At 66.2% G+C, this 25314-nt stretch carries 20 protein-coding genes and 1 pseudogene; 11 read left to right on the forward strand and 10 right to left on the reverse strand.

From position 1 onward, the window contains the following. Positions 1 to 13 precede the first annotated feature (13 nt). Genes AC1RPL_RS07435 through AC1RPL_RS07445 form a run of 3 tightly spaced genes read right to left on the reverse strand, consistent with a single transcriptional unit; the run spans position 14 to position 4421 of the window. Complete coding sequence (locus tag AC1RPL_RS07435; protein WP_493068609.1) at positions 14 to 1246, reverse strand: cytochrome P450; 1233 nt, start codon at positions 1244 to 1246, stop codon at positions 14 to 16. Continuing rightward, positions 1243 to 2826, reverse strand: a complete 1584-nt coding sequence (locus AC1RPL_RS07440; RefSeq protein WP_493068610.1) for a Dyp-type peroxidase — start codon at positions 2824 to 2826, stop codon at positions 1243 to 1245. Before AC1RPL_RS07440 ends, AC1RPL_RS07435 begins: the two co-directional genes overlap by 4 nt. Continuing rightward, positions 2808 to 4421 carry a hypothetical protein gene (locus AC1RPL_RS07445; RefSeq protein WP_493068611.1) on the reverse strand — a complete coding sequence of 538 codons (1614 nt, stop codon included), beginning with the start codon at positions 4419 to 4421 and terminating at the stop codon, positions 2808 to 2810. Before AC1RPL_RS07445 ends, AC1RPL_RS07440 begins: the two co-directional genes overlap by 19 nt. A gap of 204 nt (positions 4422 to 4625) precedes the next feature. Between AC1RPL_RS07445 and AC1RPL_RS07450 the strand changes: the two genes are divergently transcribed. Then, positions 4626 to 6236, forward strand: coding sequence for a family 43 glycosylhydrolase (locus AC1RPL_RS07450; protein ID WP_493068612.1), 1611 nt, complete (start codon positions 4626 to 4628; stop codon positions 6234 to 6236). A 28-nt stretch (positions 6237 to 6264) separates the two neighbouring features. On the opposite strand, the gene AC1RPL_RS07455 is transcribed toward AC1RPL_RS07450, so the two are convergent. Together AC1RPL_RS07455 and AC1RPL_RS07460 are read right to left on the reverse strand one after the other, a co-directional pair. After that, positions 6265 to 7413, reverse strand: coding sequence for a vWA domain-containing protein (locus AC1RPL_RS07455; protein ID WP_493068613.1), 1149 nt, complete (start codon positions 7411 to 7413; stop codon positions 6265 to 6267). A 153-nt stretch (positions 7414 to 7566) separates the two neighbouring features. Further along, complete coding sequence (locus AC1RPL_RS07460) at positions 7567 to 8223, reverse strand: trimeric intracellular cation channel family protein (protein ID WP_493068614.1); 657 nt, start codon at positions 8221 to 8223, stop codon at positions 7567 to 7569. An 89-nt stretch (positions 8224 to 8312) separates the two neighbouring features. On the opposite strand from AC1RPL_RS07460, the gene AC1RPL_RS07465 reads away from it, so the two are divergent. Continuing rightward, positions 8313 to 9836: a tryptophan halogenase family protein gene (locus AC1RPL_RS07465; RefSeq protein WP_493068615.1), complete on the forward strand. Its 1524-nt coding sequence runs from the start codon at positions 8313 to 8315 to the stop codon at positions 9834 to 9836. 71 nt (positions 9837 to 9907) lie between these two features. On the opposite strand, the pseudogene AC1RPL_RS07470 reads toward AC1RPL_RS07465, so the two are convergent. Then, positions 9908 to 11115, reverse strand: a pseudogene (locus tag AC1RPL_RS07470) (alginate export family protein). Between the two features lie 64 nt (positions 11116 to 11179). Then, positions 11180 to 12550 carry a cation:proton antiporter gene (locus tag AC1RPL_RS07475; RefSeq protein WP_493068616.1) on the reverse strand — a complete coding sequence of 457 codons (1371 nt, stop codon included), beginning with the start codon at positions 12548 to 12550 and terminating at the stop codon, positions 11180 to 11182. A gap of 206 nt (positions 12551 to 12756) precedes the next feature. Here AC1RPL_RS07475 and AC1RPL_RS07480 point away from each other — a divergent pair, with 206 nt between their 5' ends. The 3 genes from AC1RPL_RS07480 to AC1RPL_RS07490 all read left to right on the forward strand — a co-directional run bounded on the left by AC1RPL_RS07480 (position 12757) and on the right by AC1RPL_RS07490 (position 14081). Further along, positions 12757 to 12981: a type II toxin-antitoxin system Phd/YefM family antitoxin gene (locus AC1RPL_RS07480; protein ID WP_493068617.1), complete on the forward strand. Its 225-nt coding sequence runs from the start codon at positions 12757 to 12759 to the stop codon at positions 12979 to 12981. Next, a complete protein-coding gene (locus AC1RPL_RS07485) occupies positions 12981 to 13478 on the forward strand; it encodes a PIN domain-containing protein (protein WP_493068618.1) in 498 nt (165 codons plus the stop codon). The genes AC1RPL_RS07480 and AC1RPL_RS07485 overlap by 1 nt, the downstream gene beginning before the upstream one ends. A 78-nt stretch (positions 13479 to 13556) precedes the next feature. Next, a complete protein-coding gene (locus tag AC1RPL_RS07490; RefSeq protein ID WP_493068619.1) occupies positions 13557 to 14081 on the forward strand; it encodes a GAF domain-containing protein in 525 nt (174 codons plus the stop codon). Here the strand turns inward: AC1RPL_RS07490 and AC1RPL_RS07495 are convergent. Then, a complete protein-coding gene (locus tag AC1RPL_RS07495; protein ID WP_493068620.1) occupies positions 14078 to 14470 on the reverse strand; it encodes a response regulator transcription factor in 393 nt (130 codons plus the stop codon). The two genes, AC1RPL_RS07490 and AC1RPL_RS07495, sit on opposite strands and share 4 nt — an antisense overlap. A gap of 2 nt (positions 14471 to 14472) precedes the next feature. Next, positions 14473 to 14841: a response regulator gene (locus AC1RPL_RS07500; RefSeq protein WP_493068621.1), complete on the reverse strand. Its 369-nt coding sequence runs from the start codon at positions 14839 to 14841 to the stop codon at positions 14473 to 14475. Between the two features lie 172 nt (positions 14842 to 15013). On the opposite strand from AC1RPL_RS07500, the gene AC1RPL_RS07505 reads away from it, so the two are divergent. The 6 genes from AC1RPL_RS07505 to AC1RPL_RS07530 all read left to right on the forward strand — a co-directional run bounded on the left by AC1RPL_RS07505 (position 15014) and on the right by AC1RPL_RS07530 (position 24328). Then, entirely contained in the window at positions 15014 to 16357 is a 1344-nt protein-coding gene (locus AC1RPL_RS07505; RefSeq protein ID WP_493068622.1) for a CHASE3 domain-containing protein, read from the forward strand. Next, positions 16315 to 17559 carry an ATP-binding protein gene (locus AC1RPL_RS07510; RefSeq protein ID WP_493068623.1) on the forward strand — a complete coding sequence of 415 codons (1245 nt, stop codon included), beginning with the start codon at positions 16315 to 16317 and terminating at the stop codon, positions 17557 to 17559. The genes AC1RPL_RS07505 and AC1RPL_RS07510 overlap by 43 nt, the downstream gene beginning before the upstream one ends. Positions 17560 to 17787: 228 nt before the next feature. Next, on the forward strand, positions 17788 to 20979 hold the full coding sequence (locus AC1RPL_RS07515; RefSeq protein ID WP_493068624.1) for a TonB-dependent receptor: 3192 nt from the start codon (positions 17788 to 17790) through the stop codon (positions 20977 to 20979). A gap of 118 nt (positions 20980 to 21097) precedes the next feature. Further along, the gene (locus AC1RPL_RS07520; RefSeq protein WP_493068625.1) at positions 21098 to 21802 is read left to right on the forward strand and encodes a SapC family protein; all 705 of its coding nucleotides are present in this window, start codon (positions 21098 to 21100) and stop codon (positions 21800 to 21802) included. Further along, positions 21799 to 22836: a cupin-like domain-containing protein gene (locus AC1RPL_RS07525; protein WP_493068626.1), complete on the forward strand. Its 1038-nt coding sequence runs from the start codon at positions 21799 to 21801 to the stop codon at positions 22834 to 22836. The genes AC1RPL_RS07520 and AC1RPL_RS07525 overlap by 4 nt, the downstream gene beginning before the upstream one ends. A gap of 10 nt (positions 22837 to 22846) precedes the next feature. Further along, a complete protein-coding gene (locus AC1RPL_RS07530; protein ID WP_493068627.1) occupies positions 22847 to 24328 on the forward strand; it encodes a tryptophan halogenase family protein in 1482 nt (493 codons plus the stop codon). Here AC1RPL_RS07530 and AC1RPL_RS07535 read toward each other — a convergent pair. After that, positions 24313 to 25119, reverse strand: coding sequence for a hypothetical protein (locus tag AC1RPL_RS07535; protein WP_493068628.1), 807 nt, complete (start codon positions 25117 to 25119; stop codon positions 24313 to 24315). The genes AC1RPL_RS07530 and AC1RPL_RS07535 overlap by 16 nt on opposite strands. Positions 25120 to 25314 lie beyond the last annotated feature (195 nt).

A 25314-nucleotide genomic window follows, 5' to 3' on the forward strand; every position in this document is an offset into this window, starting at 1 on the left:
TCGCGCCGCGCTGCTAGTCGAACACCACGGTCAGGGATTCCGCGAACGGGCCGTTCTTGACCAGATGCCCCGCCCCGCCCGGCGCGCGACGCAGGTTCTGCTTGAGCAGCGGCTTGAGCATCAGGTGCAGCGTCGCGCGGTTGATGTGCCGTCCAAAGCACTCGTGCAAATTATAACCGAAATGGATGTAATCGCTCGCCGACCGGTGCGGGTCGAAACGGGTAGGATCGGTGATCCGCCGCGGGTCCATCATCGCCGAGGCGAAGGCGGCCAGCACCGTATCGCCTTGCTTCACCGCTGTCTCGTGCGACGTCCCCACCGCGATCGCGCCGTCCGCCAACACGTTGCGCGGCAGACCCGGTGCAAGCGGATCGAAGCGCATCGCCTCGACGACATAGCCCCAGAGCAGATCGTCGTCCCCTGCCCGCGCCGCCGCCTGCGCGCCGGCCAGCGCCTCGGGTCGGCGCAGCAATTGCTCCATCGCCTGGGGCACGACCATGGGCGGCTGGGGCGGGCCGCCGACGATGAAGCCCATCAAATTGGTGCGGATTTCAACGTCGGAGAAGCCGGGCACGCCCTTCCTCTGCTGGGCCAGACAACGCGACAGCACGTCGTCCTTGCCCGGCGCCACCTTCCGCTTGGCGATCTCGCTGTCGATATGCGCGCGCAGTGCCGGGGCGATCTGGTCGACATCGGCACGCAGGACCGGATCGCCCTTGGGATCGGCGAACTGGAACTCGAAAAGCCGGGTGCCCCACACGCGCAGGTCGCCACCCACTGGATCGGGTACGCCGAAATAATCGCCGAGCACCGAGAAGGTCACGCGCCGGACGAGGGTATCGACCACGTCGATCCGTCCCGGCGCCGCCGCGACGATCGCCTCGGCCATCGCCTCGACCTTCCGTCCCAGCTCTGCCAGGTCATGGGGGAGCACCACGGTGCGCATCGCATCGGTGTCCCGGTGGTAGAGCGGCGTGTCGGCCATGCCGAGGAAGAAAGGCTCGCCGCCCATGATCACGTCGAGCTTGGGCTTGTAGGGCGCGCCGAACAGCGGATCGGTGCCGAACACTTCCTTCACATCGTCGTAGCGCGAGGTCAGCACCATCGAGCCGAACTTCTTCACCGGCATCCAGCGCCGCAGAAAGGCGAACGCATAGGGCATCAGCGCGAAAACCTTGCCCTCGATCCAGCGCGCCAGCCCCTTCTTGCCAGGCCGCAGCACATCACGCGAGGTGAGCGCGTTCATAGCGAACTCAGATAGTTGAGCGCCGGCATGCTCGGCAGGAAGAAATACTCGCCGCCCGCCATCTGCACGAAGGTCTCGACATCGATGATCCGGCGATAAGGCTGCTCGGGGATCGTCATCTTGCCCTTGGGACCGATCAAGGGGTCGGTCTCGTCATAGAGCGTCGCGAAATTCGGATTGAGGATCCAGGTTTGCTGGACGAATTCGAACTGACGGGTGATGTCGGTGTTGAGGCAGATGAACAGCAGCCCGCGATCCACGTCGTCGGGCGTCGGCGGCACGCTGATCGTTGCGCCATATTTGCGGCCGCGGCGAAGGATGCGGTGGTTGTTCGCAGCGTCCAGGAGCGTCTGCTTGTCCGCTGGCGTCGGCGCCAGGCCATCGCGCGGATTGGAGCGGCGAACATGGCTGCCGAGCGGGCATCCCGCGCCATGACGGTCGCGGTCCCAGAAGCCGAAGTCGTTATTCTCGACCGGGATCGTGCCCAATGGGCAGAGCAGATTGCCATGCGTGTCGCGCCCGACCACGCGTTCGGCGAGCCAGGTGGTGGTGACGTGCCCCGAGCCATCCGGATCGCGATCGCGGATATGCGCGGCATTGTCCCGCATCGACTGCCAGAAGGCATAGACGTCCTGCTTGAGCTCGCGCACCACCATGTAGCTGCCGTTGCGGCCGAGGTCCTTGAAGCCCACGCCCTTGGGGTGTGCGGGCAGCCCGGCGGTGTCGCCGATCCCGTCGGCTACCACCGGGCCCAGCGCGACTTCGTTGTGACCGTTCATATGGCCCATCAGGATCTCGCCGAGCGGCACCCCGTTCCAATGGTCCTTGGGCACCTCGGTCCCGTCCTTGTAGACGACCGCGCCATCCTCGAACGGGATCGGCTGCGAGATGCCGTCGGCAAAGCCGAAATGCTCGCGCGCAATGCCCTGCTTGTCGAGCCTGAGGTCGAGCGGCAGCCGGTGGACCACCTTTACGTCGAGCGGGTCGAGCTTGTTGCTCACCTCGGCGCACCACGCCTCGGCCGCCTCGTCATGCTCGCAGTAGAGAAGGAGCAGTGCATGGACTGTCACCGGCGTCTTCACCCGCTCCTCGCGGATCTCCTGCCGGTCGTCGAAGGCGCGGGCTTCGGCATCGACTGCGGCATCGTCGAGCGGAGTGTTGCCGCTCCACACCGGCCCGCCGGGGATCACCGTCCCCTGCCATTCCTCACCGCGCCGGTCACCCAGACGGCGGAGGCGATCTTCCTGGAACATGCCCTCCTGGAACGGCCGGTCGAACGAGGCGAGCGAATTGCGATCGAGCCCCATCTTCTGGAGCCCGGACCAGGTGAAGCCCATCGCCACCGCGCGCGGATCTCGGCCATCGGCGTCGGTCACCTTCGCCACTTCCGCCAGCGCCTGGAGCCAGGCGCCGCCGCCCTTCTTCTTCACGCCCTTCCAGCCAAGCTCGAGGAACAGCGCACGGCCAGTCGGCAGCGTTGCGAAGCCGCTCACCACCAGCCCCTGCGCCTCCTTGCAATGCGGTGCTGCGAGATGCCAGCTCGGGGTGCCCCCACCCTCGCTCACAGGTCGTTGATCCACGCCGCTGCCTCCTTTTCGCTGAGCTGCTTCTTCCGGAGGCCACAGGCGATGCGGTAATTGCGCTCCACCTGGTCCGCGGTGAGATCCTTGTAGGCCGAATACCAGAAGCGGCTGACCGCCATCGAATGGCGCGCCCATTCCTTGAACTGGCGGCCATGGCTGGCGCCGTCCTTCACCAGGAAGCGGGTCGGCGGAAAGCCGACCCCGCTGCTCCAGGCGAGCGTCAGGCCCGCGTGCGCCTTCTCGATGAAGTCGTCGAGATAGCTTTCCCAGGTCTGGTCGAAGTTGGAGAAGAACATCAGCCGGCTGTCGTTGTTGACCCGCGCCCAATGGGCGAAATGGATCGTGCGCATCGAGCCGAGATAGCCGGCACGCGCCGCCTTCTGCACGCGCAGCAGCAGGAAGAGGCCGTGATGGCCGACGCGGATCAGGATCGCGCGCAGCACCCCCGGCTTGATCAGCACGACCGAGCCCATGTGGTTCTGCGGAATCCAGTCCTCGCGCCGCGCCATCTCGCGCAGCATCTTGGGGTCGACCGGGGGCGCATCCTGCGAAGCGTCGCGGCGCTCGAGCGAGCGCAGCCAGACGAGCACGCCCGCGACCACGACTGCGATGCTGCCCGCACTCCAGCCCGCCCAGATCGCCATGTCCCGCCAGGCCGGCCAAAAGGGCTTGTGGCTGATCCACGACCAGATCGGCGCGGAGATGAAGGCGGCGATCGCGACATAGACAGCCATCGCGATGGCCACGGGCACGAGCAGATGGCGCAGGAAGAAGGTGAGGAAGCTGAACCGGGTCGGCGTCGCCGTGCCGGGCAGCGGCTTGCCCATCTTGTAGAGTATGCCGGTGAAGAGCGCGAACAGTACCACGCAGAGCCCGACATACCATGGCCAGGCGAGCTGGCTCTTGAGGACCAGCCCGGGCACCGACAGGGCGAACACCACCAGCAGCAGGAACCAGGCGAGCCGGGCGTAATCGCCGATGCTCTGGGCGAGCGGGATGCGGGCCGGCGCCTTCTGGGCCAGCCAGCCGAACTGCGGGAGCAAGGCCGCACGCATGCGGGCGTGGATCTCCGCCGGCTTGAGCTTGCGATAGGGGCTCGGCCCGCCATCATTGGCGTTGGCGAGCTCGGCGCGGGTGGCGAGGAACAGCTTGCCCTCGTCGAGGATGCGGTCGCGCGTCATGCCGCGATTGCCATGGTGGTAGACGGTCGGCGTGAGCGTCCGTGCTTCCAGATAAGGGGCAATGGGCGCGCGGCTGTCGGGCGCGGTCACTGCGTCATAGAGCGCCCCGCAATCGTCGAGCGGGCGTTTGCAGCACCGCAGGAAGCTGCGCAGGTCGGGGCCGATCGCGGCCTCCAGCTGGGCCCAGAACGGCCCGGGTTCGCCATCGAAATTGGCCTCGATCACGAAGAGCGGGTCATAGTCGAAGCCGGGAAAGGCAGTCAGCGACATGAAGTGCACCGCGGGCACCAAGGTCAGGAAGTCGGCAAACTGCCCGGTGCCGCCCGACGGGTTCTGGCTGCGCCGGTCGCGCAAAGCATCGAGCAGGCCCGAAAGATGGTCGAAGCTTTCGGGCTTCACCTCCAGTGCCACGGATAATGTGGTTTGTCGCATCGGTCCGCCCCCTCAAGCCTGGCTGGACTTTAGGGTCTGCATTTCCATGAAGGATAGGAAATATTCGACTTCGCCCCGAAGTGGACGCATCCTTCTCGATAAATGGCCAATGTTGGCGCGATCGAAGAGCCTTTCCTGGTAATGACATCGGTGTCATAACATCCAAAACAGGAGAGGTCCGGAATGGATATCAGTCGGCGTGGAGCATTTGGTGCGGCACTGGCGGGAGGCGCGGCGGTGCTGCTCCGCCCGGGCGAAGCGGCCGCCACGCCGAACGCAGCACTTCCGGACGCTTCGGCCCCCGACTGGAAGCGCGGCTTCGACAACCAGCGCATCTGCGACCTGGGCGATGGGCGCTTCCTCAACCCGCTGCTCGCCGGCGACCATCCCGATCCCGCCATCCTGAAGGACGGCGCGGACTATTACATGACCTTCTCCAGCTTCGATTCCTATCCCGGGCTGACGATCTGGCACAGCCGCGACCTGGTGAACTGGCAGCCGCGCAAGGCGGCGCTCACCAGGAATATCGGCTCGGTCTGGGCTGTAAGCCTGGAGAAGCACAAGGGCCGCTACTTCCTCTACATCCCCGTCAAGGCGAGCCCCAACTCGATCTTCGTGATCTGGGCCGACGATATCGACGGGCCGTGGAGCGAGCCCGTGGACCTGGGCCTCCACGCGCATATCGACCCTTGCCACGCAGTGGGCGAGGACGGATCGCGCTGGCTGTTCCTTTCCGGCGGCGACCGGGTGCGACTGTCGGAGGACGGACTGTCCACTGTCGGCCCGGTCGAGCATGTCTATGACCCCTGGCACTATCCCGAGGACTGGGACGTCGAGGGCTTTTCGCCCGAGGGACCGAAGATCCACCGCCACAAGGGCTGGTTCTACATGATCACCGCGGTGGGCGGCACGGCGGGTCCGCCGACCGGGCACATGGTGATCGCGGCGCGCTCGCGCTCGATCCACGGCCCCTGGGAGCAATGCCCCGCCAACCCGCTGGTCCGCACCGTCAGCAACGAAGAGAAATGGTGGTCGCGCGGGCATGCCTCGCTGGTCGAGGCGCCGGACGGGAGCTGGTGGTCGGTCTATCACGGCTTCGAGAACGGCTATTGGACGCTGGGGCGCCAGGCGCTGCTCGATCCGATCGAATGGACCGCCGATGGCTGGTTCCGGATGAAGGGCGGCGACCTGTCCAGGCCGATGCGCAAGCCCAGGGGCGGCGCAGCGGTGCCGCATGGGCAGGCGCTGTCGGACGACTTCAGCGGGCCCCTCGCGCTGGGCCGCAAGTGGAATTTCTTCAAGCCGGCGTCGGGCGAAGCGGACCGTGCACGCACCGAAGCTGGCGCACTGGTGCTGAAGGCTTCCGGCAAGGCACCGGTGGATAGCTCCCCGCTCCTGCTGATCGCCGGCGACACGGGCTACGAGTTCGAATGCGACATCGAGATCGCGCCGGGCGGGGTCGCGGGGCTGGTGCTCTTCTATGACGAGAAGCTCTATTGCGGGCTCGGCTTCGACGAGAAGCGCTTCGTCACCCACCAATATGGCATCGAGCGCGGCCGCCCGGCCAACCCCTATGGCCGCCGCCTGCGCATGCGGGTGCGCAATGACCGGCACATCGTGGCGTTCCACCTGTCGGGCGACGACGGCAAGAGCTGGAAGCGCTTCGATCGGGGGATGGAAGTGTCTGGTTACCACCACAACGTGCGCGGCGGCTTCCTGATGCTGCGGCCGGGACTGTATTCGGCGGGTGAAGGCGAGGCGCGGTTTCGGAATTTCCGGTTCCGGGCGCTTTAGGCGGAGCCTGCGGAGCGTGGCGCTGACATCAGCGCACGGCCTCGCTGCCGCGATCGATCTCGGCACGCGTCTTCCGCTCGCCGCGCATCAGCCGCTCACGGAAAGCGGCTTCGCGTTGCTTGAGATCGGCGTGGCGCTGCTTCATGAGCGCCAGCGCTTCCGTGGCGAATGGCGGATATTGTCCCTGCCTGGCGCGGGCCGAAAGATCGTCGCTCAATCGCAACGATTCCTTGGACACGATATTGCTCATGCACAAAGCGGCGTCGCTGATGGCGTCCGACGTGCCCACCGCGTTGCCGCTCGCCGCGTCGCTCGCCCGAACCATATTCCCTGCCCGGCGATTGGATTCACGCACTGACGCCAGTGCCCGATCGAACGCCTGTTCCGTCTGCAGGTTGACGAAGGTCCCGCCGCCGGCCGAGGCGACCGCTTGCAACGCCGCCGCCTCGCGGGAAGGCAGGCCGAAGCCGATGATGTTGACGATGGCCCGCGTCGCTCCGCCATTGATACGCCTGGCAACGCCGACCGGATCACCACCGCAGGTCTCCTCGCCGTCCGACACGACGTAGATGACCTGTTCGCCCGGGACATCGGATCGATTCAGCAATTCCTGTCCATGCGACAGAGCGGCGGCGAGCGGCGTCCAGCCAACCGCGCGGATCCGGCCGACCCCAGATTGCAGAGCCGCGCGATCTCGCGTGATCGGAACAAGTGTATCGACGCCGGCGCAGGAGCGCGCCTTGCCAGCCTCGCTATTGTCACCCTGCTGCCCGAAGACCAGCACGGATGCTTCAACGCTGGGCGGCAGCCCGTCGATAAAGGCAAGCGCCGCCTCACGGGCCAAGGCCAGCTTCGTGCGCCCACCGATCCTGGCGGCCATCGATCCAGACCCGTCGATCAATATGACTACGCGCCGAGGAGCGCCGGAACGCGCCAGCTCTCCGGATTTCGATTCGAGCCTTGGCTGTTCCAGGCCGACCTCTCGAAAACAGGCATATGGATCGTCCGTGATGAACCGGGCGATATATTCGCGCGCCGCGGACGTTGCCCCCGCTTTGCCCGACACCGGATCGGGAACGACGGCATTCGCGCCGCCACCTTCGCTGTCGCCCCGCCCACATGCCGAAAGCGCGACAAGGCCAACCGCAATCCCAAGCGAAGTCCGGCGTAGCGGCATGAATGTCGCTCCTTTTCCGTCGTCAGTAAGGCGATAACACAAAACATGGCGCGACCGATCCACGCAGAGGCCCGTTGCGTAAATTCCGTGCTTGATGCGCGAGGGTCTACCGAATCCTGCCGTTCGGGCTCAATCTGCGCCGATGCAAAACGCCTAGCGCAGATGTGGCAGCCGCCATTCGCCCAGTAGCGCGGCGGTGCGCAGCGCGAAGATGGCGAGGCCGGCTATCGCGCCGGCCAGGTCCGGGCGGACGCGGACGCGGCGGACCAGCAGCACGAGCAGCGTCGCGCCGGCCACCGCCGCGGTGGCGTAGAAATCCTCATGCAGCACGGTCGGTACCCGCGCGGTGAGCACGTCGCGCAGCATGCCGCCGCCGCAGCCGTTTACCGTGGCGATGACCACGACCGAAGCGCTGTTCAGCTTGTAGTCGATGCACTTGCGGGCGCCCGCGACCGCGGCGAGCGCCAGGCCGGCACCTTCGAAGATGTCGACGACGAGCGGCGGGGTGAAGTTGCCGATGCGCCCGAAGACGAGGGATGCGGCGATCACGCCTGCGGTCGCCGCCACCGCCAGTGCGGCATAGCGCCAGTCGCGGAACGGCGCGGGCGGATGCTCGCCGAGCAGCAGGTCGCGGATGACCGCGCCGCCGACCGAGCCGACAAAGGCGAGCACCAGGATGCCGAACAGGTCGAAGTCGGCCTGGACGCCGGTCAGCGCGCACTCGGTCGCCAGGACGAAGGTGGCGGCGAGATCGACGCCGTCCAGCACCTTGTCGCGAATGCGGTTCGTGGCGAGGTCATCGAGCTTCATTGCGGCCTAGCCTAAGTGCGTTTCCCTGCCCGACCAAGCGGGGATGAGTGTGGCGTTGCCGCCCGCCCCGCGCTAGGCTCCCACGCAGCATGGGCAAGAGGCGCATATTGATCGTCGGCGGGGGGACTGCCGGGTGGCTGACCGCCGCCTATCTGGCGCGCTTCCTCGGCCTGGCCGACCAGGCGCAGATCGAGATCACGCTGCTGGAATCGCCCGAGCTCGGCATCATCGGCGTCGGCGAAGGCGCGTTTCCGACGATCCGCACGACGCTGCAGTTCCTGGGCATCGACGAGACGCGCTTCATCCGCGCGGCCTCCGCCACGTTCAAGCAGGGTATCCGCTTCAACGACTGGCTGCACGCGCCGCAGGGCGACGGCACGCGCCACCATTATCTCCACCCGTTCGAGGCGCCCTTCTATACCGAGGGGACCAGCCTGGTGCCCTATTGGCTGCTCCAGGATGCGGAGACACGGCCGCGCTTCGCCGAGGCGGTGACGATCCAGAACCGCGTCGCCGAGAATCAGCGCGCACCCAAGAAGCAGGGCGAAGGCGAATATTCCGGGCCGCTCAACTATGCCTATCATTTCGATGCCGCCCGGCTGGCGAAGGTGCTCAAGGAGCGCGCCGAGGAACTGGGCGTGCGGCACGTCACCGGGCTGCTCACCGGCGTCGAGCTGGACGCGGACGGCGCGATCGCGCGGGTGCTCACCCGCGAGCAGGGCGCGCTGGAGGCCGACCTGTATGTCGATTGCTCGGGCTTCCGGGCCGAGCTGATCGGCAAGGCGCTGGGCGTGCCGTTCAAGTCGGTGCGCGATGTGCTGTTCACCGACCGGGCGCTGGCGTGCAAGATCCCGTATGGCGACCCCGACGCACCGATCGAAAGCTTCACCATCGCTACCGCGCACGAAGCGGGCTGGACCTGGGACATCGGACTGGAAGGCGCGCGCGGGATCGGCACGGTCTATTCTTCCGCCCACATGTCCGACGACGAAGCGGCCCAGGTGCTGCGCAGCTATATCGGGCATGACGCGTATCGGGCGCGGATCATTCCGTTCGAACCCGGCTATCGCGAGGCGCAATGGGTGAAGAATTGCGTGGCGGTGGGCCTGTCGGGCGGCTTCCTCGAGCCGCTGGAATCGACAGGCGTGGTGCTGATCGAGGCAGCCGTCGGCATGATCGCCGAGCTGTTTCCGCATAACGGGCCGGTTGATGCGCCGGCCAGGCGCTTCAACCAACTGATCGTCGCGCGCTTCGAGCGGATCATCAACTTCCTCAAGCTGCATTATTGCCTGAGCCGGCGCGACGAGCCGTTCTGGCGCGACAACGCCGATCCGGCATCGGTCCCCGAGGCGCTGCAGGAGCTGCTGCGGCAATGGCGTCACCGCCCGCCGGGGCGCTTCGACTTCACCCTCGACCTCGAGAGCTTCGCCTTCTTCAACTATCAGTACATCCTGTACGGCATGGACTTCCGCACCGACCTGTCGGGCGCGCGCGGGGATTTCCCGAACGTGGCGGCGGCGGAGAAGCTGTTCGCGCGGATCCGGAATTTCTCCGAGCGGGCGACCGAGGATCTGCCGAGCCACCGGGCGCTGATCCGGGCGATCAACGCTTAGCCCCTCAGCACGGCGAAAGCCGGGATCCCAGGCGAATACTTGACGAGAGCAGCCTGAGACCCCGGCCTCCGTTACAGGCTCCAATCGAGCTGCAGCCAGAACTTGTCGGTATCCGTCGCCAAGGCATCGGCCTTGTAATGGGCATAACGCGCCGAAAGCGCGTAATGTCCGTGCTTTACCCCGGCGATCAGGTCGATTTCGTCGCCATAATGCTGGTTCAGCCGGTCGCTGTTAAAGCGGTGCCATGTCGCGCCGAGGTTGATCGCGTCGAGGGGGCCGACTTTCTTCCAGCTATAGCCGGCGGTGCCGTACAGGTCGTGCAGGCCGTTGGGCGGGGTGGTGCCGAACTTGCCGGCCCAGCCGTTGAACTTGAAATAGGAGGCGAGCGGGGTCTGGACGCTGGTCAGCGCCACGCCATTATCCGCGCCGAGCACCTCGAAACCGCCGGTCAGGCCCAGGCCCTTCGCGGTGAGGTTGAGTTCCCCCAGCCAATAGTCCGCGGTGTAGCGGTTGGGGTTGCGGCGCCAGTCGCTCTGACGCGCCCAGCTGGCGGTGTAGCCTAGCGTCAGGTCCTTGGCCAAAACCTGCTTGCCGGTGAAGCGCAGGCCATAGGTCTGGCTCGACAGGCGGAAGCCCTGGACCGCGGCTTCGTCCTGGTCGACCAGATAGGCGAAGCCGCTGAGCGTGCCGGCCCTGGTGCCATAACCGAGCGTCGCGAAGACATTGTCGCCGCCGATCGCCTGGGGCCGCGCGCCGGTGCCGTTGCGGCCGTTCACGGTGCGCACGTTCCAGCTGTACGCGACATCGGCGTTCAGCCCGAGCGGCTTGCCATATTGGAAGCGAACCGCGTCATAGGTCTGCTCGCTCTGCCGCCAGGGCGCGGTGCCGACGAAGCGATCGTCGGCGAAGTTGAGCCGCTGGCGGCCGGCGGTGACGGCCAGCCCGTCCTTGCCGGCATAGCGGATCTGGGCGCGGTTGAGCTCGATATTCTCGGGGTCGACGACCAGCGGATATCGGGCCTTGCCGTTGGTGCCGTCGTTATACTTGTCGGCGAGCGCGATCACGCCCTCCGCTTCTACCAACGCCGACCAGCCCTTCCAGCTGGCGGTGAGGCCGGGCGGACACGCAGGGTGACGGCATCGGCGTCGTTGGGCAGGCCGTCCTGGTCGACATGCTCGTAGCGCAAGCGAACCTCGGCGGTAGGGGTGAGCTTCACGTCCTGGGCCTGGGCGGCGACAGGCGCGAGCAGCGCCGCGGCGCATAGCAGCGCGTGTCTCATTGCATCTCTCCGGGAAAGGCCCCGTCCCGCAGGGTGAATGCGGAACGGGGGGAGGAGGACCTCTTCAGGCGGCGGCCGCGAGCTTTGCCGGCTCGAGCGATTCCAGCTCGCCGCTCTCACGCGCCTTGCGGCCATAGACCGCTTCGAACAGGGGGGTGGCCATCACGGTGGTGATGATCGCCATCAGCACCAGCATCGAGAAGAGCGTCGGGCCGATGATGCCCTTTTGCAGGCCGATGTTGATGATGATCAGCTCCATCAGCCCGCGCGAGTTCATCAGCGCGCCGATGCCGAGCGCGGTGCGGTTGTCCTCGCCGGCGACCCGGGCCGCAGCCCAACAGGCGCCGAACTTGGCGAGGACCGAAACGGCGAGGATGCCGAGCGCGATCAGCAGCAGCTCGGGCGAGTTGACCATGTCCATCCGGGTGTTGAGGCCCGAATAGGTGAAGAACATCGGCAGGAGGAGGACGACCGCGAGCGGCTCGACCTTCCTCTTGAGCTCCTCGACGAACAGGCCGCGCGGCATGCACACGCCCATCAGGAAGCCGCCGAAGATCGCGTGGATGCCGATCGCGTCCATGATGAAGGCCGAGGTGCAGAACAGCATCATCGTGACGGCGAGCATCGTGCTGCTCATCTCGCCCTTTTCCTCGACGAGGCGGCCGAGCGGGGCGAGCAGCTTGCGCCCGAAGAGCAGCATGAAGGCAGTGTAGAGAATGGCGCCGCCGATCGCGAGCACGGCCACGCCGGCACCCGCGCCGAAGGTGGCGAGCACCACGGCGAGCACGCACCAGGAGGCCGCGTCATCGAACGCGCCGGCAGTGAGCGACAGCGTGCCGAGCGAAGAGTTCGCCAGGCCACGCTCGTTGATGATGCGGGCGAGCATCGGGAAGGCGGTCAGCGCGATGCAGGCACCCATGAACAGGCTGGCGTTCGCCTGGCTGATGCCGGGGGTGAACAGGCCGGGCACGGTGAGCAGGAACGGCGTGATCAGCGCGGCGAGGATGAACGGCGCGATGATGCCCGCGGCCGAGACGCCCGCGGCGCTCTTCGCCTTGGACTGGAAATGGTCGAGGCGCAGCGTGAGGCCGACCATGAACATGTAGAGGCCGACGCCGAGCTGCGCGCCGGTGTAGAGCACGTTGCGCGTCTCCTTGGGGAAGATCGCGAGCTGGAGATCGGGGAAGAACAGGCCGAACAGCGACGGGCCGAGGATCACGCCGGCGATCATCTCGCCGACCACCTGGGGCTGCTTGAGGAATTTCTGGCCGAGCCAGCCGACGACGCGGCAGGCGAGGATGATTATGGCGAGCTGCAGGAAGAAATGGATGCTGAAGTCGCCGGGCGCATAGCTTTTCGCCGCGTTCACCGCGGGGCCGTGCGGACTGAGTACATCCGTCAATGCGTGCCAGGCACCCGTCAATAGATCGAACATGAAACCTCCCCCGAAAATCCTCGTCGCGCGGCACTGTGGCGCCTGTCGCTGCGCTTGAGAGAGCGTAGGCGCACGCCTTCACGCAACTGCAAATTGGCGCACCCCCCATATTTTCCGCGCACCTTCGCAGTTTCTGTTGCATGGCGCCCACACAGTAGTAACGTGCCTACATGACAACGCGGACAATCTAGGTACGTAGGCGCGAAATGAAGGTCATCACTGCCCGCGAATTCAACCAGGATGTCAGCGCCGCGAAGCGACTCGCGCGTGCCGAACCGGTGTTCGTCACGGATCGCGGGCGACCGACGCATGTGCTGATGAGCATCGACCAGTTCCGGATATTGAGCGGCCAGCGCGAGAGCATCGTCGACCTGCTCGCCCTCCCCGTCGGCAGCCCCGATCCCGCCTTGGCCCCGCCGGAGCGCTGGTGATGTACCTGCTCGACACCCCCATCGTCTTCGAACTGCGCAAGGCGCGCTCGGGCGCGGCGGAAGCGGGGCTCACTGCCTGGGCATCGGGCGTGGCGCGTGAGCGGCTGTTCCTGTCGGCGATCACGCTGGTCGAACTGGGGACGAGCGCCGCCGAAGCCGCGCGGCGCGACAAGGCGGCCGGCACAGTGCTGCGCAGCTGGATCGATGACCAGCTGCTCCCGGCCTTCGAAGGCCATGTCCTGCCGCTCGATGCCGCAGTGGCGCGCCGGCGCGGCCAGCTGGCGATCGCCGAGACGCGCGACGCGCTGTTCGCCGCCACGGCGCTGGAACACGGGCTCACTCTGGTGACGCGCAACGCCGCAGCCTTCAAGGGTGCGCGGGTGAAGCTGTTCGATCCGCGCGGCTACACTGCCGATGCCGCAGAGGATGAAGGCGACTGGCGCGATGCAGCGCGAACCGGGCCACTTTGGCTCAAGAACCTGTTCGTCCGCGGCTGATCCGAAGCAACTCTTTACGCGGATGCGCGTAGTTTCGGCTCACCAAGTGGTTAATCACTCTGTGGCAAGGGAGTTGCCATGGCCAACAAGCTCAAGCCCATCTTCCACGCTCTCGCGCCGCTGCTGCGCGGCGAGAAGCAACGCCAGGCTGCCGTCGATCAGCATGGCCTTGCGACCAAGCCGCGCTCGCCCGAGCTGCAGGCAATCGTCAAGGAAGTGTCCGAGCTGTTCGGCAGCGACATCGGCGTTGTTACGGTGATCGACCGCCAGAAGCAGCTGATCCTCGCCAACCACGGCACGCAGTTGGACACCGTCGATCGCGACATCTCCTTTTGCGGCCACGCGATCGCGCGCCCCAACGAAGTGATGTGCGTGTTCGACGCCGCGCACGATCCGCGCTTCGCCGGCAACCCGCTGGTGCTGGGGTTGCCGAACATCCGATTCTATGTTGGTGCCCCGTTGCTTTCCCCCGAAGGCGAGGCACTGGGCGCGCTGTGCGCGATCGATACGCAGCCGCGGATGAAGCTGCTTCCCGAGCAGACCCGCAGGCTGCACGAGCTGGCCAGGCAGGCGGCGGCGCTGCTGACGGCGGAAAAAGACTAGCCGCGCGCCTCGCGCCGGAAATTGTTGTTGCGCAGCACGTCGTTCACACGGGCCACCAGCTCGTCCGGCTCGAAAGGCTTGACCAGATAGTCGTTGGCCCCCGCGCCCATCGCGTCGTCGATCTCCGCCTCGCCGCCCCTGGCGGACAGCATCAGGATCGGCGTGAGATAGAGCGCCGGCAGCCGGCGCAGCGCCCTGAGGATCTCGCTGCCCTGCATGCCGGGCAGCGACTGATCGAGGATCACCAGATCGGGCTTCTTGAAGGCGATGGTGTCGAAGGCGAGCGTGCCGTGGTGGATCACCCCGACGATATGCCCTGCCCGGCTCAGCACCTGCTGGACGACGGCACCCACCAGTTCGTCGTCCTCGACATAGATGATCCTCGCCATGCTCAGCCCTTCGCCAGCATCTCTTCGACGCGGAAGACGAGCTCGTCCGGATCGAAGGGCTTTTTGAGATATTCGTTGGCGCCGGCGAAGCGTGCCAGCTCCTCGTCGCGCTCGCTGCGGCAGCCGGTCAGCATCATGACGGGCAGATCGGCGAAATCGGGCATCTTCCGCAGCTCCTGGACAAGGAGAACGCCCGAAAGCTCCGGCATGTTGCAATCGAGAATCACCAAATCGGGGCGACGCGCCTTGATTACGCGCAGCGCCTCGGCACCGTCCTTGACGAGCCCCGCGCCGTGCCCGGCGGCGATCAACGCGTCGCGGGCAATTTCGCCGACGATCTCGTCGTCATCCGCAATGATTATCCGCGCCATTCGCTGCTCTCGCCCAAACCTGATCTAAATTATAACGCGCGGACGGCACATGGTTGCTCCTCCGTGCCAATTTTTGTGCCCATCGCTTCATTTCCGGCGTTTTGCCGCGAAGCGCCGAACGGGGCGTTAATGCTCTTTCCCCAGGGATGGCGCGAAACAGGGAGGCTTGCCGGTGGCGGACATATTGAGGCGGCGGGCGCAATGGATCCTCGTCGCGGCGCTCGCGCTGCTCGCCCTCTCCGCCGCCTCCGGCATCTGGCTGTTCTCGCAGAAGCAAAGCGCCGACAATTGGGTGCGCCACACCTTCCAGGTCGCCGATCGGCTTTCGCGGGTCCGCATCCTGACGCTGCGCGCCGAAGTCTATCGCCGCGGCTACCTTCTCACCGGCGATCCTCAGGCACGCACTACCATCGACGGCGTCCGCCGCGAGCTGCCCGGCGAGCTGGCCGCCCTGCAGGACATGACCAACGACAACCCCCGCCAGAACCAGCGGGTGGATTATCTGGCGGGGCTGATCCAGCAGCGGCTGGTCGAGACGGAGCAATCGCTGTCGATGCGCGGCGCCAATCGCCAGGCGGAAGCGGTCTCGATGCTCGCCAGCGATGCCAACCGGCGCGAAACGGCGCGCATGCTGCAGCTGATCGGCCAGATTCGCGGCGAAGAGGAAAGGCTGCTCCAGCAGCGCCTGGCGCGCGCCCGCGGCTATGTGGGACCGATCCAGGTTGCCGGCATCGCCAGCGGGTTGCTGGTGCTGCTGCTTGCCTATCTGATCTCGCGCGAGCGGCGCGAGCGGATGGAAATATTGCGCGACGCCAATCGCCGGCTGCATACCGACATCGCCCGACGCGAAGTGGTCGAGGCGGAGCTGGCGGTGCTCGCGATGAACGCCACCGATGCGGTGCTGCGCTTCAACCTGGATGGCTGCTGTATCTATGCCTCGCCCTCCGCCGAGCCGGTGATGGGCGTCGAACCGGCCCGCGCGCTCGGTATGCGTATCGGCGCCGGCGTCGCGCCCGAGCACCGGGAGGAGATGTTCGAGTTCCAGCATCTGCTCACCACCGGCGAGGTCGAGCGCGGCGTGATCACCTACCGTACCCAACGGCTGGACGATCCCGACCGCGAGATCTGGCTGGAGGCGCATTGCGGGCTGGTCCGCGATCCGGCCACCGGGGAACCGCGCGAGATCATCGCCTCGCTGCGGGACGTTACCCGCCGCACCCAGCTCGAGCACGACTTGGAAGCTGCGCGCGAGCGGGCAGAAGCGGCGATGGAGGCCAAGTCGAGCTTCCTGGCGAACATGAGCCACGAGATCCGCACGCCGATGAACGGCGTGCTCGGCTTCGCCGACCTGCTGCTCGCCAGCGACCTGCCCGCCGAGCAGCATCGCCAGGCGCAGCTGATCGTCGATTCCAGCCGGGCGATGATGCGGCTGCTCAACGACATCCTCGACCGTCCAAGATCGAGGCCGGGCAGATGCAGGTCCAGGCCGAACGCATCGATCTGGCCCATGCACTAAAGGGCTGCATCAAGCTGATCGAGCCCGCCGCAGCGCAAAAGGGCCTGGCGCTGATATTCGAGATCGACCCCACCCTGCCCCGCTTCGTGCTGGTCGATGGCCTGCGCCTGCGCCAGGTCGCGCTCAACCTGCTCGGCAATGCGGTGAAGTTTACCGAGCAGGGGCACATCACGCTGAGCGCACGGCGGGCGGCCGGCGATGCGGAAGAGCCACGCATCGACATTGCCGTCACCGATACCGGCATCGGCATCCCGCCCGATCGCCACGCCGCGATCTTCGAGCAGTTCGTCCAGGCGGAGCAATCGACGGCGCGCCGCTATGGCGGGACCGGGCTCGGCCTGGCGATCAGCAGCCGGCTCGCGTCGTTGATGGGCGGCGAACTGGGGCTGCGCAGCGTCGCGGGCGAAGGCAGCGTCTTCACGCTCTGCCTGCCGCTCGCCGCCGCCGCGGATGGCGAGGCCGGCACTGCCGCGCCGCAAGGCCTTCAGGGGCCGGCGCGCACGCTCCGGTTGCTCGTGGCCGAGGATCATGACGTCAACCAGATGCTGATGCAGGAGATGCTCAGCCGGCTGGGGCATGACGTGACGATCGTCGCCGATGGCGCGCGAGCGGTGGAGCAGGCACTCGCCGCCGATGCCGAGGAACAGCCGTTCGACCTGGTGCTGATGGACATGCAGATGCCGGTGCTCGACGGCATCAGTGCGACGCGCGCGATCCGCACCGCCGGGCTTTCGGCGCAGCGGCTGCCGATCCTGGCGCTTACCGCCAACGCCTATGCCGACGACATCGCCGCCTGTCTTGAAGCCGGGATGCAGGCGCATCTCGCCAAGCCGATCCAACTCGCAGAACTGGCCGGCGCGATCGAGCGCTGGGCTCCCGCTGCACCCACCGCCCCGGCAAAGGCCAGGGCCGAACCGGCGGGCATGACGCTATCGCCCGCGCTATGGGCCAAGTTCGCGGCACGCCAGGCCGAATTGCTCACCGCCGCCGAGGCGTTTGCGGAGGCAGGCGGCGCGGACGATGAAGAAAACGAGGCGCTGCGCGGGCTGCTCCACAAGTTTGCCGGCTCGGCAGGCCTGTTCGGCCAGGCGGCCTTGGGCAGCAAGGCTTCGGCGCTGGAGGATGCGCTGGAAACGGCGCCTGCCGGAGAGCGCATTGCGCTGGTCGCCGATTTCGCCGCGACGCTCCGCACGCCGGACTAGCCGCAGTCCGGCAGGCACCGGAACGGACCAAAAATGTCCGCGCCACCGCATTCATCCTGTCGCTCCAATGCAACAGTTTGCATCAATCCGAAATTGTAAACGGTTCCAGTCGATTCAGCCCGATTGACAGACAGTCCAATGATGATAGCGATAACATTCGGGAGGCACTTCGCTCGCCCGGAAATAAATAAAAAGTCGCGCCCAATAAGGGTGCACTGAGGAGGGGTTATGAAAAGCTTGAGGCGTTCGCCTATACTTGCGCGCTCCGCATCCATCTTCGCCGTTGCCGTTGGGCTTGCGCTGCCCAGCCTTGCCCATGCGCAAGCCGACAACGCTGTCACGACTGCCCAGGCCACCGATGGCGGCGCCCAGGACGCTCAGGATGACGGCGCTATCGTCGTCACGGGTATCCGAGCCAGCCTCGAACGCTCGATTCAGATCAAGCGCGAGGCCCCGGGCATCGTCGATGCGATCTCGGCCGAAGACATCGGCAAGTTCCCCGACACCAACCTGGCCGAGTCGCTGCAGCGCATCCCGGGCGTGTCGATCAACCGTACCAACGGCGAAGGCTCGCAGGTCACCGTGCGCGGCTTCGGCCCGACCTATAACATGGTCACGCTGAACGGCCGCCAGCTCGCCACCGCTGCGGTGTCGGTCGTTGGCGGCGACCAGAATGCGGACGGCGCGCAGGGCACCAGCCGCTCGTTCGACTTCTCGAACCTCGCGACCGAAGGCGTGCGTACGCTCGAAGTCTACAAGACCGGCCGCGCGGCGGTCCCCTCGGGTGGTATCGGCGCGACGATCAACGTCGTCTCGCGCCGTCCGCTCGACGACCACAAGAGCGGCTTCAACGGCAGCCTGGGCGCCAAGGCGGTCTATGACACCAGCGTCAACGACTGCCTGGATTGCGGCTCGAAGGTAACGCCCGAATTCTCCGGCGTGCTGAGCTGGAGCGATCCGGACCAGCGCTTCGGCGCGATGGTCTTCGGCAGCTACCAGAAGCGCAACTACACGTCGATCGCCGCCACGTCGAACGATTGGAACATCGTTCCCTACAGCACCTTCCTGACCGGCGGGTTCGTCCGGAACACGCCTGCGGTCATCGTCGGCAATCCGCCTACGCCCCAGATCTGCGCCGGCACCACGCCGTCGCCGACCTGCACCGTGGTCAACAATGCCCCGTCGAACCCGAACCAGCTGGTCGCGATCCCGAACGACAGCCGCTATCACTATGCCGAGGGCACGCGCGAGCGCATCAACGGCCAGGCAGTGGTGCAATTCCGCCCCACCGACGCGCTGACGATCACCGCCGACGCGCTCTACGCACAGAACAAGCAGAGCGAGACCCGTTCGGATCTCTCCAACTGGTTCAGCCGCCCGTTCGACGTTGTGACCTTTGACGGCAACACCACCGTGGCCACCGCGACCTATCTGCACGAGACGATCAACGGCCAGAAGGACGAGGGCTTCGAGGCCCAGTCCCGCGCGCAGAAGAGCAAGCTCGAGGATTATGGCCTCAATCTCGAATGGGAGATGGCGAGCAACTTCTCGCTGAAGCTCGATGGCCATATCTCGACATCGTCGAGCACGCCGGACAATCCCAATGGCGTCAGCTCGACGCTGGTCGGTATGGGCGCAAACGTCGTCGCTTCGCACTCGGTGAGCTATGCGAACGGCATCCCGCAGCAGGACATCACCCTGGGCGCCAGCGGCCCGCTCGACGTCAACGATGTCGGCTCGCAGGTCGGCCGCACCTATCGTTCGACGCAGCAGCAGAAGGTGAAGGAGTTGCGTGCGGACTTCGGCTGGGATCTGGGCGGCGAGAGCCACTTCGATTTCGGCGGCAACTATCGCAACACCGACATGCACCAGACCTTCGTCGCGACGCAGCAGACGCTGGGCGACTGGGGCATCACCAGCCCGGGCGACGTGAACGCGCGGGCGCCGGGTTCGCTCACCGCCTTCTGCCTCGAGTGCAAATTCTCGAAGTTCAATCCGGGTGGCGATCCGGAATCGCAGCTCGCCTTCCGCGGCGTCGCCTCGGACATCTACTCGATCCTGTCGCCCTATTATGCGGGCCAGGGCAAGGCAGTCGGCATCACTTCCAGCCAAGACAATCGTGTCAAGGAAGAGATCTGGGCGGCCTATGGCCAGCTGACCTGGAAGGGTGAACTGGGCGGCGCGCCTGCGCGCCTGGTCGCCGGCGTCCGCTACGAGCACACCAAGTCGTCGACCAGCTCGCTAGAAGCGATCCCGGCCGGCATCGCCTGGGTGTCGGACAACGACTTCACCGTCTCGATCTCGAACCAGACGCAGTTCGTCAACGATGGCACCAGCTACAGCAACCTGCTGCCGCAGGTCGACTTCCAGGTGGAGTTCGCCAAGAACCTGATCGGCCGGCTGTCGTACAGCAAGACGATCGCGCGCGCGAACTATGGCAATCTGTTCACCGCGACCACGGTGGGCGGCCCGCCGCGCCCGACCAACAATGGCGGCATCGCCAGCGCATCGGTCGGCAATGCACGGCTGAAGCCACTCGAATCGGACAATTTCGACGCGTCGCTCGAATGGTATTTCAAGCCGGACAGCTATGTGTCGGTCGCGTTCTTCGACAAGCGGGTGCATAATTTCATCGGCACCGGCCAGAGCACCTCGCCCCTGTTCGGATTGCGCGATCCGAGTTCGGGCGCGGCAGGCAGCCGTTCGGGCAGTGCCAAGGCAGCCTTGGCGGGCCTCGGCGCCGACAGCAGCGACGTGAACCTGTTCGTCATGTCGGCGCTGATCCAGGCCACCGGATCGGTGGCAGCGGCGACGGCGCAGTTCAACGCGAACTACAATCCGGCGACCCACTCGCTCAGCGATGCCTATGTCCAGTCGATCAACAACACCTATGATCTATCGGGCATCGCCAGCGATCCGCTCTACCAGTTCCAGGTGTCGCAGCCGATCAACAACAAGGACGCCGAGATCTATGGCGTCGAGATCGCGGGCCAGTATTTCCTCGGGAATACCGGTCTCGGCATCGCGGCGGCCTATACGCTGGTGCGCGGCGACGTTGGCTTCAACATCGGGGCCGATCCGTCGCAGGATCAGTTCGCGCTGCTTGGCCTTTCGGACACGTTCAGCGGCACGCTGATCTACGAGAAGCACGGTCTCTCGGCCCGTGTGGCCTATAACTGGCGCGACAAGTTCCTTTCGGGGATCAACCGCCAGGGCTCGCGCAACCCCGAGTTCACCGCGCCCTTCGGCCAGCTCGATGCTTCGTTCAGCTACGAGATCACGCCGCAGATCGCGATCACGCTCGAAGGCATCAACCTCACCGAAACCGCGGTGCGGACCTATGCCCGCGACGAGAAGGAGCTCTGGTACGCGCAGGAACTCGACCGGCGCTTCCTGCTCGGCGCGCGCTTCAAGTTCTGATCGCCTGAAGACCTAAAAGGGGGAACGGGGCCGTCGCCATGTGCGGCGGCCCTTTTCTCACCGATTGAGGCCCGCGGCGCTTTACGCCATGCTGGACTGCCACAAACCGGATGCTGCGATGACCCGACCGGTCGCCCTCGACAATGTCGCCCATGCCGAACTGCGCGTCGCGCTGCGCCACGGCGCCGCGCATGGCGATGCGGTCAACCAGGCGCTGCTTTTCCCGACCGAGTTCACCGAGGCGCAGCGCGATTTCCCGATCCTGTTCCGCCGCGACCCCGCCGAAGGGCTGCAGGCGGTCGCCCTGCTCGGGCTTGACCGTGACGAGAATCTGTTCCTCGACGGCGAGCGCTGGATTAGCCGGCATATCCCGCTGATCCTGCAGCGCGGTCCCTTCCTGATTGGGCTGGCCGAAGCCGGCGCGACGCCGGTGATCCAGATCGATCTCGACGATCCCCGCGTGGGCGCCGCGGACGGCGAACCGCTGTTCCTCCCCCATGGCGGCCAGACTCGCTATCTCGACCATGTCGGCAAGCTGCTCGCCGCGATTCATGTCGGCATGGGCGATGCCTCGCCGATGTACGCCGCGTTCGATGCGCTCGGGCTGATCCAGCCGGTCGCGCTGGAGCTGATGCTCGACGACGAGCGCCGCTATGTGATCCGCGACCATGAAGTGCTGTCGGCCGACAAGCTTGCTGCGCTCGGGCCCGAGGCGCTGGAGGACCTCAATCGCGCCGGCTACCTTGGCTCTGCTTTCCTGCTCGCTGCGTCGCTGGGCAACATTTCGCGGCTGATCGAGCGCAAGAATCTGGCGGCGGCGTGAACGCCGTTGCCGCCAGTGCCCCGCGGGTCCGCGAGCTGCACGGGATTGCGCTGGGCGCCATCCCCTATGCCGAGCTGCTGGAGGGCCAAGCGCCGGTGATCCTGCGCGGCGTGGCGCGCGACTGGCCGTTGATCGCCGCCGCCCGCGAGTCCGATGCCGCCGCGATAGACTATCTCGAAGGCTTCGATTCCAGCGAGCCGGTGGTCGGCTTCACCGGCGCATCCGAGATTTCCGGCCGCTTCCACTACAATGCCGAGCTGACCGGCTTCAATTTCGAAGGTTCCCGGGTCGGCATGACCGCGTTGCTGGAGCAGCTGCGCGCCCAGCTCGACGTGCCCTTCCCCGAGAGCTTTTATATCGGCTCGACCGATCTCGACCGCTACCTCCCGGGATTTCGCGCCGAAAACGACCTACCGCTCACCGACCCGATGTTCGCGCACGGCGTGCTCGCCAGCATCTGGATCGGCAACCGTACTATCGCCACCGCGCATCACGACATGTCGCACAACATGGCGATCTGCGCGGCGGGCCGGCGGCGCTTCACTTTGTTTCCGCCCGACCAGGTCGCCAACCTCTATCCCGGCCCGCTGGAGCCGACGCCCGGCGGCCAGGTGATCTCGATGATCGACTTCACCGCTCCCGATCTCGACCGCTATCCCCGCTTCGCCGACGCGATCGCCACCGCACAGGTCGCGGAGCTGGAGCCGGGCGATCTGCTCTTCTATCCCGCGCTGTGGTGGCATCATGTCGAGGCGCTCGAACGCTTCAACATCCTCGTGAACTATTGGTGGAACGAAGCCCCCGCCTTTCTCGACACGCCGCAGACCACGCTGCTCCATGCGATGCTGAGCCTCCGGGACCGTTCGGATACCGAGAAGGCCGGATGGAAGGCGATGTTCGACTATTATGTCTTCGGCCCCGCCGGCCAGGCCGCGGCGCATCTGCCGCCACACGCCCAGGGACCGCTCGCGCCGATCGACGCGACATCCGCACGGCGCCTGCGCGCCCAACTGATCAACAGGCTCAATCGCTAGGGGAATGGGAATGAACCAGACACCGATCCGGCGCGTCGTGATCGCGGGCGGCGGCACCGCGGGCTGGATCGCCGCGGCGGCGCTCGCCAAGCTGCTCGGGCCGTTGCTGGAGATCACCCTGGTCGAAAGCGACGAGATCGGCACGATCGGCGTCGGCGAGAGCACCATCCCCACCGCGCGCACCTTCCACCAGCTGCTCGGCATCGACGAGCGCGCGTTCCTGCGCGAGACCAGCTCGACCTTCAAGCTCGGCATAGCGTTCGAGGATTGGGCGCGCGAGGGCGACCGCTACATCCACAGCTTCGGCCAGATCGGCAAATCGACCTGGATGGGCGACTTTCACCATTTCTGGATGCAGGCGCGCGCGGAAGGCTGGGGCGGCGAGCTCGGCGACTATTGCTTCGAACTCCAGGCCGCGAAGGCCGGCCGCTTCGCGATCCCGGAACAGGGGCATATCAATTACGCCTATCACCTCGACGCCGGCCGCTATGCCCGCTTCCTGCGCGCGTTCGCCGAGCCGCTGGGCGTGGTGCGTATCGAGGGCAAGATCGAGAGCGTCGAGCAGCATCCGGAGACGGGCTTCATCACCGCGCTCAAACTGGCTTCGGGGGAACGCCTGGAAGGCGACCTGTTCCTCGACTGCACCGGCTTCCGCGGCCTGCTGATCGAACAGACGCTGCAGGCAGGATATGAGGATTGGGGCCATTGGCTGCCCACCGACAGCGCGATCGCCGTGCAGACCGAGTCCGTAGGCTCTGCCCTGCCCTATACCCGCGCCACCGCGCACCAGGCCGGCTGGCAGTGGCGCATCCCGCTCCAGCACCGGGTGGGCAATGGGCTGGTCTATGCGCAGGATTTCCTGGACGACGATAGCGCCCGCGCGCTGCTCGATGTCCGGATCGAAGGCGCCAAGCTGATCGAGCCGCGGATCATCCGCTTCAAGGCGGGGCGCCGGCGCAAGGTGTGGGACAAGAACGTCGTCGCGCTCGGCCTCGCCAGCGGGTTCGTCGAGCCGCTCGAATCGACCAGCATCCATTTGATCATGATCGCGATCACCCGGCTGGTGCAGCTCTTCCCGTTCGGCGGAGTCGGCGAAGGCGTGGCGGCGCGCTTCAACGAACTCAGCCGCGCCGAGATCGAGAAGATCCGCGACTTCATCATCCTGCATTACCATCTCAACCAGCGCGAGGATGGCGGCTTCTGGGACCAGTGCCGGACGATGGCCATCCCCGACAGCCTGGCCGAACGGATCGAAGCGTTCCGCGACGGCGCGATCGCCTGGCAGGCATCCGACGACCTGTTCCGCGTCGATAGCTGGGTGCAGGTGATGCTCGGCCAGCGGCTGGAGCCGCGGAGCCACCACCATATGGGGCGGATGATCGTGGAGGGTGAGTTGCAGACCGCGCTCGGCACGCTCAAGTCCGACATTGCGCGCACCGTGGCGCAGATGCCGGTACACCAGGCGTTCCTGGAGCGCTACGTCGCCGGCTGAGCTTCCAGCGCCAGGGTGAGCGCCGATACCAGGTCGGTCGCCGACAGCGAATCCGCCACCCAGGCATCGTAATCGTCGAGCAGCAGCCGCGTGGCGCGCACGCGCACCGTCGGCTTCTCGACGATCTCGACATAGCCCGCCGCCGCAGCCGCGCGCAGCATGCCGCGCACATGCGCCCGCGTCGTCGCGCTGCGTTCGGCGGCATAGGTGTAGAAGCCCGGCTCCGACCAGCCTTCGGCATCGCCGCGCGCCGACTGCATCAACACCGCCAGCACGCGAGCGCCGCCGGCCTGGTGGAGGAAGGAATCGACTGGCGGATGCTCCCACATCGTATCGCGCGCGATTCGCAGCGTTGTAAGCGAAGCGGTGCGGTAGCGGCGATGATAGGCCGGGTCATGCGCGATCGCTGCTTCATAGCGCGGAACGCCGGATTCCAGCAGCGCGAGCGGGGCGTGGAACGCGGCGACCCATTCGCGATCGATCGCCAGCATCTGATCGGTCGGCTGCAACCGGTGGCGCCGCCGATCCTCGGCCATCGGCGCCTCGGCCAGATGCCCGTCGCTGCGCATCTCCTCGACGAAGCGGCGGACGCGGCGTGCAGGACCGATCCCCATCACCTCCGCGTCCTGCGCCAGGCTCGCGACGGTCAGCCAGCTCTCCGGATCCGCCTCGCGCTCGCCTGCGCCGATACAGACGGCGAGCATGAAGGTCACCGCGCGATCATATTCGAACAGGTCGCGGATCAGCCGGCGATCGTCGCCATAGAGATTCGCGAGACGATCGGTGAGCATCGCAACTGCCTCCCCGAAACGCGGATGACGCGTCAGGTCTTCGGCGGACAGGTACGACGGGAAGGGCGCGTCAGGAGGCAGGGCAAAGTCTCCACGAAAACGGATTCCGTGAGAACGGAGCCGGACGCGGTTGTATTTACTGAAAATCTACCCTGGAAAAGACCGAAATGGGGCAAAGCCGCTCTCGCACCTGCG

The organism is Sphingomonas sp. GW821-FHT12D09 (assembly GCF_058807215.1).

Bases quoted from the DNA above. Each gene is read 5' to 3' on its own strand.
- AC1RPL_RS07520 (WP_493068625.1), top strand. From the start codon at position 21,098: ATGACCCGACCGGTCGCCCTCGACAATGTCGCCCATGCCGAACTGCGC.
- AC1RPL_RS07515 (WP_493068624.1), top strand. From the start codon at position 17,788: ATGAAAAGCTTGAGGCGTTCGCCTATACTTGCGCGCTCCGCATCCATC.
- AC1RPL_RS07500 (WP_493068621.1), bottom strand. From the start codon at position 14,841: ATGGCGCGGATAATCATTGCGGATGACGACGAGATCGTCGGCGAAATT.
- AC1RPL_RS07530 (WP_493068627.1), top strand. From the start codon at position 22,847: ATGAACCAGACACCGATCCGGCGCGTCGTGATCGCGGGCGGCGGCACC.
- AC1RPL_RS07485 (WP_493068618.1), top strand. From the start codon at position 12,981: ATGTACCTGCTCGACACCCCCATCGTCTTCGAACTGCGCAAGGCGCGC.
- AC1RPL_RS07450 (WP_493068612.1), top strand. From the start codon at position 4,626: ATGGATATCAGTCGGCGTGGAGCATTTGGTGCGGCACTGGCGGGAGGC.
- AC1RPL_RS07435 (WP_493068609.1), bottom strand. From the start codon at position 1,246: ATGAACGCGCTCACCTCGCGTGATGTGCTGCGGCCTGGCAAGAAGGGG.
- AC1RPL_RS07535 (WP_493068628.1), bottom strand. From the start codon at position 25,119: ATGCTCACCGATCGTCTCGCGAATCTCTATGGCGACGATCGCCGGCTG.
- AC1RPL_RS07495 (WP_493068620.1), bottom strand. From the start codon at position 14,470: ATGGCGAGGATCATCTATGTCGAGGACGACGAACTGGTGGGTGCCGTC.
- AC1RPL_RS07465 (WP_493068615.1), top strand. From the start codon at position 8,313: ATGGGCAAGAGGCGCATATTGATCGTCGGCGGGGGGACTGCCGGGTGG.
- AC1RPL_RS07510 (WP_493068623.1), top strand. From the start codon at position 16,315: ATGCAGGTCCAGGCCGAACGCATCGATCTGGCCCATGCACTAAAGGGC.
- AC1RPL_RS07455 (WP_493068613.1), bottom strand. From the start codon at position 7,413: ATGCCGCTACGCCGGACTTCGCTTGGGATTGCGGTTGGCCTTGTCGCG.
- AC1RPL_RS07490 (WP_493068619.1), top strand. From the start codon at position 13,557: ATGGCCAACAAGCTCAAGCCCATCTTCCACGCTCTCGCGCCGCTGCTG.
- AC1RPL_RS07480 (WP_493068617.1), top strand. From the start codon at position 12,757: ATGAAGGTCATCACTGCCCGCGAATTCAACCAGGATGTCAGCGCCGCG.
- AC1RPL_RS07475 (WP_493068616.1), bottom strand. From the start codon at position 12,550: ATGTTCGATCTATTGACGGGTGCCTGGCACGCATTGACGGATGTACTC.
- AC1RPL_RS07460 (WP_493068614.1), bottom strand. From the start codon at position 8,223: ATGAAGCTCGATGACCTCGCCACGAACCGCATTCGCGACAAGGTGCTG.